This window comes from Nocardia alni (assembly GCF_019038435.1).
GTDB lineage: Bacteria > Actinomycetota > Actinomycetes > Mycobacteriales > Mycobacteriaceae > Nocardia > Nocardia alni.
In genome coordinates, this window is sequence record NZ_JAGPOX010000029.1 from 23,591 (window position 1) to 35,541 (window position 11,951).

Here is an 11,951-nt window from a genome sequence, read left to right on the forward strand (position 1 = left end):
GACTTGATAGGCCCCGTACTGCAGTGTACGGGGCCTTTTCCCTGTGTCGGGTCAGTCCAGCGCCTGCTTGCGGAAGAACTCCGCCGTCACCGCCTTCGCCGCCCCGAGATCCGATCGGACCGCGCTCGGGAACGCGTCTACGGCGCGGGAGAATTCGTCCTCGATGAACCGCGCGATCGACGCCGGGACGCCGCCGCTGCCCATTTCGCGGGTGCGTGACTTTAGTTCGGTGAGATCGTGCACGGCCGCGACGAGATCCGCGGGCAGCTCGCACTGGCCGAGCAGGGTCGGCAGATGCATCGGCGCGACAGCGGCCCGCGGATGCTCCCGCAGCCAGCGCAGCGCCATCGCCGGACGCAACGCGTAGAAGACCTTCTTCAACGATCCGTTCCCGCCGAACAGCGCCCACTGCCGACTCCCCAGATGCAGATAGTGCCGGGCGATCCGATCGCGATCGGCGACCTCGTCGGCCAGCGCCCGCAGCTCGTCCAGGAACTCGACGTCACCCCGGTAAACGATCGGTGACATCAACCATTCGATGAGCACCGCGTTTCCGTTCACCAGCAGCCGCAGTGCCTTGGCCAGATCCCAGCCGTTGACATCGAGCAGATCGGTCAGCGGGGTCTCGATCACATCGCGGGTGGGCCACGGGGTGAGATAGCGCTCGGGCGTACCCACGTAGACGAACCGGCAGTCGTAGTCGGAATCCGGGGAAGGGAAACCCCATGCGCGGCTGCCGCTTTCGATGGCCAGGCGAATCGAGACCCGTTGCTCGCGGCAGATCCGGTCGAGCTCGGCATCGATGGCTCCCACCACCGTGGGGTCCATCGAATCCGGGATCGCGCGCAGGCTCATTCGCCGATGGTATCGACCGGCCGCGCAGTCCTCCAACGGTTTTCGAGCAGACCAGTCGGTAATGATTTCGAGAGGTCTGCCGCAATTCCGGAATGCTGTTGTGACGACCTGGACGTTTACCGTTAAACCCCTGGTCAATGAGGCCATTGAAGATGGTGCTTACAGGTAGCTGAACAGCGGCTGCCGACGGGCGCGTGGGAGGCCCGATCATGTACGAACCTCTGTACGACGACGTGCGGGCTGATCACAAGTACACGATGCGGATCAGCCGGCTGGCCATCGATAAGCTCGGCATCAGACTCTACGACCGGGTCTCGGCCGTACTGGCCGAACTCATCGCCAATTCCTACGACGCGGACGCCACCGAGGTGGCGGTATCGCTGCCGTGGGGCGTCACCCTGGCCGGATCGGTCCGGGGCGCCTCCGAGCCCCAATACGAGATCGTGGTCTCCGACAACGGCCACGGCATGACCGCCGACGAGGTCAACCAGCACTACCTGATGGTCGGCTCCGACCGCCGCATGCGCACCGGCTCGGATCTGTCGCGCGAGCGTCACCGACCGGTCATGGGCCGCAAGGGAATAGGCAAGCTGTCGGCCTTCGGCATCTGCGGCACCATCGAGGTGATCAGCGCGGGCAGCACCGACGCCGACCGCACCGAGAACGGTTGGCCCGTCGCACATATCGTGCTGGATCTCGACGATATGTTGTGTGACACCGAATCCGACTACTTCCCGGCCGCCGGCGAACTCGACGGCACCCTGAGCTCGCACCGGGGCACCACGGTGATTCTGCGGAATTTCTTTCGCAAACGGGTGAATTCGGGCCCGGAGCTGAGCAGGCAGCTGGCCGCGCGGTTCGGGATCGAGCGCACGGACTGGCGCGTCGAGGTGCACAACAGCGCCGCGCAGGGCAAGCAGGAGAGCTTCATCCTCAGCGATCTGGCGATCGATGTGATGGAGGAGACCCGTGTCGACGTGTCCACCCGTCCGGTCCACGTCGGACGGCAGTACCTGCCGGTCACCGGCTGGATCGCGTACTCCAAGCAGCCCTATCGCGACGAGGCCATGGCCGGGGTGCGGATCTACGCGCGCGGCAAGATCGTCGCGCAGACCAGGGATTTCGGCATCGGGCACGGATTCACCGGCGAATTCAAGCTGCGCTCCTATCTGGTCGGCGCGATCCATGTCGACTGGCTGGACGACGACGAGGATCTGGTGCGCTCGGACCGCCAGGACATCATCTGGAACTCCGGTCGCGGAGAGGCTCTCGCGGCGTGGGGGCGCGAGCTGATCTCCGAGATCGGCAGGCGGGGGGAGCGCTCGATTCGGCGGCGGGTGTGGGAGGAGTTCGTCGAGAAGTCCACTATCTACGAGGTTCTCGAGGCGATCGCCCCGGGTGACAAGATGTTTCGCGAGTCCGTGGTCTCCGCCGCCCGAATCCTGGTGGCGAACAAGGACCGGGCCGCCCTGGACGATCCCGGACATGTGGAAAGCACCATGCGCCTGGCACTGTCGCTGGGACCGCAGCGCAGCCTGCTGGAGACACTGCAGCAGATCGCCGAGGACGCCGATCCGCATCTGGACGTGGTGGTCGCGCTGTTCGAACGGGCCAGGGTGGCCGAGATCTACTCGCTCGGGCAGATCGCCGGCGAGCGGGTCGCGGTGGTGGCCAAGCTGCGCGGGCTGATCGATGACCAACGCTCGCTCGAGCGGCCGTTCCAGGAGCTGATCGAGCGTGCGCCCTGGCTGCTTGCCCCCGAGTGGACTCCGCTGGGTATGAACGAATCGCTCAAGCGCGTGCGTGCGGCCTTCGAGCGGTGGTACGCACAGAAATTCGGCGCCACGCTGGTGACCACGGCCATCGGCAGCGAGAAGCGCGAACCGGATTTCGTCCTGTTGCACGACGCCGGCGAGCTGTGGATCGTGGAGATCAAGCGGATGGATTACCACCTCACCGACGAGGAGTACAACCGCGCGATCAACTATCTGTACGCGCTGGACACCTTCCTCACCGAGAATCCGCGCATCGGAGTCCAATTCCCGCGCCGCAGGCTGACGTTCATCGTCGACCACATCGATAGACTGCGTCCGGCCTCACGCTCGTCGCTGGACAGCGACGCCCGGGTGGACCGCCGCACCTGGCGGGAGCTGCTCGATTCGACGCTGCGCGCGCATCGGGACTTCCTCGAGCGGGTCTACGCGATGCGCGGTGCGGACGACGACAGCGCGGAGGCGGTGTAGCGGCGGTATCGCGCGGATCACCGGCGAGCACCGAACCGGAGCGAGGGGTCGGCCCGCTGCCTTGGCTCGCGAGCGGGCCGGGGCAGCGGGATGGGCTGTCGTGCATGGGCGATCTCGGGGCGAGGCGTCGGGCACCGAGGCTGGCGCCGATCGAAGTTCACTGAGGTGACAGGTCCCTATCACCACCCGCACCCCCAGCCGGAATCCGGCGGATTAAGCTGGTCCGCGATAATTGCCGTTCCCTTTCCCCAGGAGTGCCTCCCGTGAGCCAACATGGCCGCCCTGTTGTTCTGATCGCCGACAAGCTCGCCCAGTCGACCGTCGATGCGCTCGGCGACGGTGTCGAGGTGCGCTGGGTGGACGGTCCCAACCGGCCCGAACTACTGGCCGCGGTGCCCGAGGCCGACGCGCTGCTGGTGCGCTCGGCGACCACCGTCGACGCCGAGGTGCTCGAGGCCGGCAAGAACCTGAAGATCGTCGCCCGCGCCGGTGTCGGCCTGGACAACGTCGACGTGCCCGCGGCCACTTCGCACGGCGTCATGGTCGTCAACGCGCCCACCTCCAATATCCACACCGCCGCCGAGCACGCGGTCACCCTGCTGCTGTCCGCCGCACGCCAGATCCCCGCGGCCGACGCCACCCTGCGCGAGCACACCTGGCAGCGCAGCAAATTCAACGGCGTCGAGATCTTCGGCAAGACCGTCGGCGTGATCGGCCTGGGTCGCATCGGCCAGCTGTTCGCCGCCCGCCTGGCCGCCTTCGAGACCAAGATCGTCGCGTACGACCCCTACGTCTCGCCCGCGCGCGCCGCTCAGCTCGGCATCGAGCTGCTGACCCTGGACGAGGTGCTCGCCCGCGCCGACTTCATCTCGGTGCACCTGCCCAAGACCCCCGAGACCAAGGGCCTGCTGTCCGCCGAGAAGCTGGCGCTGACCAAGAAGGGCGTCATCATCGTCAACGCCGCGCGCGGCGGGCTGATCGACGAGGCCGCGCTGGCCGATGCCATCAAGTCCGGCCAGGTGCGCGGCGCCGGCATCGACGTGTTCTCCACCGAGCCCTGCACCGACAGCCCGCTGTTCGAGCTGCCGCAGGTCGTGGTGACCCCGCACCTCGGCGCGTCCACCACCGAGGCGCAGGACCGCGCGGGCACCGATGTGGCCAAGTCCGTATTGCTCGCGCTGGCAGGCGAATTCGTGCCCGGTGCGGTGAACGTCACCGGCGGTGCGGTGGACGAGTTCGTCGCGCCGTGGCTGGAACTGGTGCGCAAGCAGGGCGCGCTGCTGGGCGCGCTGGCCAGCGAGCTGCCTGTCAGCCTCGAGGTGCAGGCGCGCGGCGAGCTGTCCGCACACGACGTCGCGGTACTGGAGCTCGCGGCGCTGCGCGGAGTGTTCTCGGCGCTGATCGAGGATTCGGTCACCTTTGTCAACGCGCCCTCGCTGGCCAAGGATCGCGGCATCGAGGCCACCGTGAACGCCGTGTCGGAGAGCCCCTCGCACCGCGCCATGGTCGACCTGCGCGCGGTATTCGGCGACGGCCGCACCCTGAACGTATCCGGCGCGCTGACCGAACCCGAGCAGGTCGAGAAGATCGTCAACATCAACGGCCGCAACTACGACATGCGCGCCGAGGGCCTGAACCTGGCCGTGCTGAACTACGACGACCGCCCCGGCGCGCTGGGCCGGATCGCCAGCACGCTCGGCGATGCCGGTATCGACATCCACGCCGCCCAGCTGAGCCAGGATGTGGCTTCCGACGGCGCCACAGTGGTTCTCCGTGTGAACACCGAGGTACCCGCCGACGTGCAGGCCGCGATCACCGAGGCCGTGGGCGCATCGAAGGTTGTCGTGGTCGACCTCAGCTGAGCCGAGTCGTCGCCTCCGCGCCCCTCTCACTGGTGTGGGAGGGGCGCGGTGCTGTCCGGGCGAGGCCGACGACGGGATGCTGTGACCGTCTCTCGCGACCGTGAGCAGGCATGGCGCTGTTGGCTTCAACTGTGCCCGTGCTGGGTGGCATTTCTCACGGATTGGGACCTGCTTGCCCTGGTGGACGGGTGATTCCGGGTACCGGATAGGGTGACGATTACTTGCTGTCCGGACCGATGTTCGGGTGGGATCGCGTGGCCTGTGGCCGCGCGGGTGAATCTGAGGATCGACCGGGCTGGGCGCTGTGAGAACCGCGCCCGGGTCGGCCGCGCGAACGAGCGAACGGAGTCTTGCCCTTATGAAGTTGGCAGTCATCCCCGGTGACGGTATCGGTCCCGAGGTCATCGCCGAGGCGCTGAAGGTGCTCGACGCGGTCGTGCCCGGAGTCGAGAAGACTCAGTACGATCTGGGGGCCAAGCGGTATCACGCGACCGGCGAGGTGCTGCCAGATGGGGTGCTGCCCGAGCTGAAGCAGCACGACGCGATTCTGCTGGGCGCGATCGGGGACCCGTCGATGCCACCGGGCGTGCTCGAGCGCGGGCTGCTGTTGCGTACCCGATTCGAACTGGACCATCATGTCAACCTGCGACCGTCGCGGCTGTTCCCGGGCGTGAGCAGCCCGCTGTCGGGTAATCCGGAGATCGACTTCGTGGTGGTGCGCGAGGGCACCGAGGGGCCGTACACCGGCACCGGCGGCGCGATCCGGGTGAACACCCCGCACGAGGTCGCCACCGAGGTCAGCACCAATACCCGCTTCGGCATCGAGCGCGTGGTCCGCTACGCCTTCGCCGCCGCACAGAAGCGCCGGAAGCACCTGACCCTGGTGCACAAGACCAATGTGCTGTCCTTCGCCGGTTCCCTGTGGCAGCGCACGGTGACCGAGGTCGGCGCGGAGTTCCCCGATATCGAGGTCGCCTACCAGCACGTCGACGCCGCGACCATCCACATGGTCACCGACCCGGGCCGCTTCGACGTGATCGTCACCGACAACCTGTTCGGCGACATCATCACCGACCTGGCCGCCGCGGTCTCCGGCGGCATCGGCCTGGCCGCCTCGGGCAATATCGACGCCTCGGGCGCCAACCCGAGCATGTTCGAGCCCGTCCACGGCAGCGCCCCCGACATCGCGGGCCAGTCCAAGGCCGACCCCACCGCCGCCATCCTCTCGGTCGCCCTCCTGCTGAACCACGTCGGCAAGCCCGAGGAGGCCGCCCGCATCGAATCGGCCGTCGCCAAGGACCTCGCCTCCCGCGCGGGTGCGTCGTCCACCGTCGAGATCGGCGACCGCATCGCCGCCTCGGTCTGATGTCTCGGAGGGACGATTTTCACCGCAGATGTGCAGGCGGGCAAGGTGTTTCGGGTCGAGTTCGACCCTGCTGAGTTGATGGATTTCTGATTCCGCCCGAGCCGCGCCGGCCTGAACCCGAGCCGCGCCGGCCTGAATACGATGCAGGCCCGCACCCGGAACATTCCCGGGTGCGGGCCTTTTCGTCTGTCTACCGGCGACGGTCCTTGGGGACCAAGGGGACTGCGGCTACCGCGACCGCGGCGGCGGCGAGGTAGGCGGCCGGGAAGCCGGCGGCGGTGATCAGGGCGCCGAACACCGGGGCTACGGCGGCGGTGGCCACGAACTGGCCGGTGTTCTGGATGCCCAGGCCGCGGCCGCTCCAGAAGGGGCCCGCGATCTCGGCGACGGCGGTGAAGGACAGGCCGTTGTCGGTGACGGTGATCACCGAGGCCACGACCAGCACCGGTAGGGCGGCCCACCACCAGTGCAGCCAGGCGGTGAGGGCCAGGGCGGCCATCGAGAACACCGCGGCGATTGCGACGGTGCGCAGCGGGCGCAGGCGACTGCCGACCCTGTCGGACCAGATGCCCGCGCCGACACGTCCGGCGGCGCCCAGCAATTGGGTCACGGTCACCAGCGCGCCCGCCAGCCCCAGCGACAGGTGCACGTCGCGGTTCAGCCACAGCAGGGCGAAGGTCCACACGGTGGCCTGCGGGATGACCAGCAGCACCGAGACCCCGTGGATCCGCCACAGTGTCATGTCCCCTCGGTATGGGTTGTCCGAATTGGTCTGTGTATCAGTACGTTCGGGACGGGGTGGATCGACGATCCCGATCGCGCAGCCGATCGCGGCCGCGCCCGCCATCAGCGCGGGCACCAGCACGGCGGTGGAAAACCCGTGTGTTGCAGCGATTGCCGGGATCGCCATGGCCGCGATGCCCACGCCGATCGGCTGGGCGGTCTGCCGGATGCCCATCGCCAGGCCGCGCTGATCGGGCGGGAACCAGCCCGCGATCACCCGTCCGCTGGCGCCGTTGGTGCTCGCCGCGCCGATACCGGCCAGTAGGAGCAATGCCCCCAGCGCAATGTAATTCGTCGTGGTGGCGGCGGCCGCGCCGGCGGCGAACATCACCAGCGGGCCGACTATCAGCACCGTGCGCTCGCCGAACCGGTCCACCGCGTATCCCCAGGGGATCAGGGTGCAGACCATGCCGACCATGGGCATCGCGACCAGCAGACCGGCTGTGGCCAAGGGCATTCCGTGACGGGTCAGGGCGGGCAAAAGGAACGGCGCACCGTTGCTCATCACCGCGCTGGCGGCCTGTGCGAAGACTCCCAGGGCGAGCATGGCCCACCGTCGGTAGGTGCGCTGCTCGGTCACGGTCGCCATATCCTCACCTCAATCTCACATTATGAGATTCAAATCTCATGTTATGAACCTGCGCTCACCGTACACGCCGAGTTCGCACCGGGCGAATCCTTTGCCCTCGCGCGCGGGTGCAGACCGGGTGGTCGGCCCTATACCACCTGGTGGATAGGATGCAAGTCATGCGTCTAGGTCGAGTTGCCAGCCCCGATGGGGTCGCGTTCGTGAGTATCGAAGGTCCGGAATCAGAGGCGGTCGCCCGGGAGATCGCCGAACATCCGTTCGGCACGCCCACCTTCACCGGCCGATCCTGGCCGCTGGCCGATGTGCGACTGCTCGCGCCGATCCTGGCCAGCAAGGTGGTGTGTATCGGCAAGAACTACGCCGCGCACGCCCAGGAAATGGGTGGCGAGGCGCCGAAGGATCCGGTTATCTTCATCAAACCCAATACCTCGATCGTGGGCCCGAACGCCGCAATCGTCATGCCGCCCAGTTCCTCTCGGGTCGACTACGAGGGTGAGCTGGCGATCGTGATCGGCCGCCCGTGCAAGGACGTGTCGGCCGCGCGTGCGAGGGAGGTGATCCTGGGCTACACCATCGCCAACGACGTCACCGCCCGTGACCAGCAGCAGCACGACGGTCAGTGGACTCGCGGCAAGGGGTACGACACGTTCTGCCCGCTCGGTCCGTGGATCGAAACCGAACTGGACCCAACGGATCTGGAGATCAAAACCGAGCTCGACGGCGAGGTCCGCCAGCGTAGCCGGACATCACTTCTGCTGCACGATATTCCGAAGCTGATCGAATGGATCTCCACGGTGATGACGCTGCTGCCCGGCGATGTCATCCTCACCGGCACCCCCGAGGGTGTAGGACCCATGCAAGATGGGCAAACCGTCTCCGTGACGGTCGAGGGCATCGGCACCCTCACCAATCCCGTTGCCGCCAAACGCTGATCGAGAGTGGAGATATGACAGACGTACGGGTCCGTTTCTGCCCGTCGCCGACCGGGACGCCGCACGTCGGCCTCATCCGCACCGCGCTGTTCAACTGGGCGTTCACCCGGCACCACGGCGGTAAGTTCGTGTTCCGCATCGAAGACACCGACGCCGCACGCGATTCCGACGAATCCTACCGTGCGCTGCTGGACGCGCTGCGCTGGCTCGGACTCACCTGGGACGAGGGTCCCGAGGTCGGCGGACCCTATGAGCCATACCGGCAGTCACTGCGACGTGAGATGCATCTCGATACCGTCCGGAAGTTGCTGGAGGCGGGCGAAGCGTACGAATCGTTCTCCACGCCAGAGGAAGTCGAGGCCCGCCACCGCGCCGCCGGACGGGATCCGAAGCTGGGCTACGACAACTTCGATCGCGACCTGACACCCGAGCGGATCGCCGAGTACAAGGCGCAGGGCCGGGGTGCGGTCGTCCGGTTGCGGATGCCCGACAAGGACATCGCGTTCCGCGATCTGGTGCGTGGTGAAATGAACTTCCGGGCCGGGTCGGTCCCCGACTTCGCGCTCACCCGGGCCACCGGTGAACCGCTGTACACGCTGGTGAACCCGCTCGACGACGGGTTGATGCGGATCACCCACGTACTGCGCGGCGAGGATATTCTCTCCTCCACCCCGCGGCAGATAGCCCTGCACGAGGCGCTGCAGCGAATCGGGGTGTCCGAGTTCACCCCGCAGTTCGGTCATCTGCCGTTCGTGATGGGCGCCGGCAACAAGAAGTTGTCCAAGCGCGATCCCGAGTCGAATCTGTTCATCCACCGGGACCGGGGATTCATTCCCGAAGGTTTGCTGAATTACCTGGCTTTGCTCGGCTGGAGTATCGGCGAGGACCGGGATGTCTTCTCCATGGAGGAGATGGTTGCGGCCTTCGACATATCGAAAGTAAATTCGAATCCGGCCCGGTTCGACCAGAAGAAGGCCGACGCGATCAACGCCGAGCACATTCGTTTGCTGGAGCCGGCGGATTTCGCTCATCGACTTCGCAGCTACCTCACTGCCCACGGTCACATCGGCGCGGAAGTGGACGATGCCCTTTTCGTGGCAGCGGCGGAGTTGGTGCAGACCCGGATCGTGGTTCTCGGCGATGCCTGGGATCTGTTGAAGTTCCTGTTCGTGCCGGTATCGGAGTTCGCCGTCGACCCGGACGCCGCGCAAAAGAATCTCGGACCTGATGCCGAACCGGTTGTACGGGCCGCCATCGCGGCGCTGGAGGGCGTTTCGGACTGGTCGGCACCCGCGCTCGAGCAGGCGCTGAAAACGGCGCTTGTGGACGATCTGGGCCTGAAACCGCGTGAGGCGTTCGCGCCGGTGCGCGTCGCGGTGACCGGTTCGCACATCAGCCCGCCGCTGTACGAGTCGCTGGAGTTGCTGGGCCGGGAGGTCACGATGCAGCGACTGCGGGCGGCCGCCGGAGCGTGACGGTCGGGACATGATCGGCCGCAGCAGGCTCACCCGCACCCTCGAACGGCGCGGGTGAGCCTCTGACCAGCCGATTTGGAGAACTATGGGAGGGGTTTGGTACTCTTCTCCCCGGCCCGGAAACAAGCCCCCAGCCCACGGGATGGAGGCCGAAAGCCCAGGTCATTGGGGTATGGTGTAATTGGCAACACAGCTGATTCTGGTTCAGCCATTCTAGGTTCGAGTCCTGGTACCCCAGCAGAGTGAGCCGGGCGTCGAGCCCGCTCGACTCGTCCTGGTCCCGTCGTCTAGCGGCCTAGGACGCCGCCCTCTCAAGGCGGTAGCGCGGGTTCAAATCCCGTCGGGACTACACAGGTGCCTGGCTCATGCTCATGGAGAGCATGAGCCAGGCCTGTTTCGTTGTGTTTTTTGGGGGCGCGGCCCCCAAGCCCCGGCCCGGAGGGGCTTCGCCCCCCGGACCCCCCTTCCAGCTGGTTGCTCGAGTGGGGGTGGACTGTGGTGGTTCAGTTTTTCAGGGGCCAGGTGGAGCCGCCCGGGGCCATTTCTGGCGTGCCCAGTTTGCGGTGGTCCCAGCTGCGGATGCGGTCGGGGACGATGCGGATCGGGACGCGCTTGTTGAGCATCTGCTCGACGTAGGGGCGCATGTCCTCGGTGTAGGGGGCGGTGTAGCGCTCCCAGACGCTCACGCCCACCCGGAACAGGGCCTCGGGGTCGTCGGCGATCTCGGCGTGGCCCTCGATCGAGACGCCGCGCAGCTGGTCGTAGCTGTCGCCCGCCTCGATCAGGACCGTCACCCGGGGGTCGCGGCGGATGTTCACGGCTTTCTGGGACTTGGCCTTGGTCTCGAACCAGATCTGGCCGTCGACCAGGCCGTACCACATGGCGGTCAGGTGCGGCACGCCCGAGGGACCGAGGGTGGCGAGGTTGGCGATGCGGCTGCGCTCGAGAAACTCCGTGACCTCGGTATCCGACATCACGATCTGCGATCGTTGATTCACTCCCATGGACCGACTGTAGTTTACGGCGTACGACGGCTGCGCTGAGATCGGTGATGCGCTGGCATCCCGAGTTGCTCGAATGGGTTGCCTTGCTCGGGTGGGTTGGGCGGTCGGCTCTGGTCAGAGGCGTTTGTGTAGGGCGTCGGCGGCGGCTACCAGGTCGGCGGCCCAGCGGGCTCCAGGGCGCCGGCCCATGCGGTCGATCGGGCCCGACACCGACACTGCGGCCACTACCGCGCCCGACGAATCGCGCACCGGGGCCGAGACGCTGGCCACGCCTGCCGCGCGCTCGGCCGCACTCTGTGCCCAGCCCCGCCTGCGCACCTCGGCCAGCGCCCGCTCGCCGAATACCGCCTCGGTCAGGACCGTGCGCTGCAACTCCGGATCTGCCCAGGCCAGCAACACCTTGGCCGCCGAACCCGCGGTGAGCGGCAGGCGCGCGCCCACCGGAACGGTGTCGCGCAGGCCCGCCGCGGGCTCCATCGCCGCCACCGCGACCCGGGAATGGCCGTCCAGCCGGTACAGCTGCACACTCTCCCCGGTGATCTCCCGCAGCCGCGGCAGGACTGCCGCCGCGGCCTCCAGGATCGGGTCCTGAGCCGAGCTGGCCAGCTCGGACAGGGCCGGGCCCGGCCGCCACAGGCCGTTGGCGTCGCGGGCCAGCATGCGGTGGGTCTCCAGGCCGACCGCCAGGCGATGCGCGGTGGCGCGGGGCAGGCCGGTGCGGGTGCACAGCTCATTGAGCCCGCAGGGCTGCTCGGCGGCCGCGTAGAGCACGGCCATGGCTTTGTCGAGCACCCCGATACCGCTATGCTGTCTCATAGGACGATATTAACGTCTCGAATAGT

Annotated in this window: 9 protein-coding genes and 2 tRNA genes; 7 read left to right on the forward strand and 4 right to left on the reverse strand. The window is 67.3% G+C overall.

The genetic code is table 11. From position 1 onward, the window contains the following. Nucleotides 1–51: 51 nt before the first annotated feature. Nucleotides 52–855, reverse strand: coding sequence for a nucleotidyltransferase domain-containing protein (locus JZ791_RS13770; protein WP_216894781.1), 804 nt, complete (start codon nucleotides 853–855; stop codon nucleotides 52–54). A 209-nt stretch (nucleotides 856–1,064) separates the two neighbouring features. Between JZ791_RS13770 and JZ791_RS13775 the strand changes: the two genes are divergently transcribed. From JZ791_RS13775 to JZ791_RS13785, 3 genes are all read left to right on the forward strand, one after another. Next, nucleotides 1,065–3,098 (forward strand): ATP-binding protein, encoded by a 2,034-nt coding sequence (locus JZ791_RS13775; RefSeq protein ID WP_216894783.1) that lies wholly within the window; start codon nucleotides 1,065–1,067, stop codon nucleotides 3,096–3,098. A gap of 263 nt (nucleotides 3,099–3,361) precedes the next feature. Further along, on the forward strand, nucleotides 3,362–4,960 hold the full coding sequence (gene serA, locus JZ791_RS13780; RefSeq protein ID WP_216894785.1) for a phosphoglycerate dehydrogenase: 1,599 nt from the start codon (nucleotides 3,362–3,364) through the stop codon (nucleotides 4,958–4,960). A 358-nt stretch (nucleotides 4,961–5,318) separates the two neighbouring features. Continuing rightward, nucleotides 5,319–6,326, forward strand: a complete 1,008-nt coding sequence (locus JZ791_RS13785; RefSeq protein ID WP_216894787.1) for a 3-isopropylmalate dehydrogenase — start codon at nucleotides 5,319–5,321, stop codon at nucleotides 6,324–6,326. Between the two features lie 190 nt (nucleotides 6,327–6,516). Here JZ791_RS13785 and JZ791_RS13790 read toward each other — a convergent pair whose 3' ends face one another. Then, on the reverse strand, nucleotides 6,517–7,698 hold the full coding sequence (locus tag JZ791_RS13790; protein ID WP_216894789.1) for an MFS transporter: 1,182 nt from the start codon (nucleotides 7,696–7,698) through the stop codon (nucleotides 6,517–6,519). A gap of 158 nt (nucleotides 7,699–7,856) precedes the next feature. On the opposite strand from JZ791_RS13790, the gene JZ791_RS13795 reads away from it, so the two are divergent. From JZ791_RS13795 to JZ791_RS13810, 4 genes are all read left to right on the forward strand, one after another. After that, nucleotides 7,857–8,630: a fumarylacetoacetate hydrolase family protein gene (locus tag JZ791_RS13795; RefSeq protein WP_216894791.1), complete on the forward strand. Its 774-nt coding sequence runs from the start codon at nucleotides 7,857–7,859 to the stop codon at nucleotides 8,628–8,630. 14 nt (nucleotides 8,631–8,644) lie between these two features. Then, a complete protein-coding gene (gene gltX / locus JZ791_RS13800; protein ID WP_216894793.1) occupies nucleotides 8,645–10,105 on the forward strand; it encodes a glutamate--tRNA ligase in 1,461 nt (486 codons plus the stop codon). A 166-nt stretch (nucleotides 10,106–10,271) separates the two neighbouring features. Then, nucleotides 10,272–10,343: transfer RNA gene (locus JZ791_RS13805), tRNA-Gln, on the forward strand. A gap of 38 nt (nucleotides 10,344–10,381) precedes the next feature. Next, nucleotides 10,382–10,454, forward strand: a tRNA-Glu gene (locus tag JZ791_RS13810). Nucleotides 10,455–10,608: 154 nt separating this feature from the next. Here JZ791_RS13810 and JZ791_RS13815 read toward each other — a convergent pair. Both JZ791_RS13815 and JZ791_RS13820 read right to left on the reverse strand, forming a co-directional pair. Next, nucleotides 10,609–11,109, reverse strand: coding sequence for a pyridoxamine 5'-phosphate oxidase family protein (locus JZ791_RS13815; protein WP_216894795.1), 501 nt, complete (start codon nucleotides 11,107–11,109; stop codon nucleotides 10,609–10,611). Between the two features lie 114 nt (nucleotides 11,110–11,223). Further along, nucleotides 11,224–11,925: an IclR family transcriptional regulator gene (locus JZ791_RS13820; RefSeq protein WP_216894797.1), complete on the reverse strand. Its 702-nt coding sequence runs from the start codon at nucleotides 11,923–11,925 to the stop codon at nucleotides 11,224–11,226. Nucleotides 11,926–11,951 lie beyond the last annotated feature (26 nt).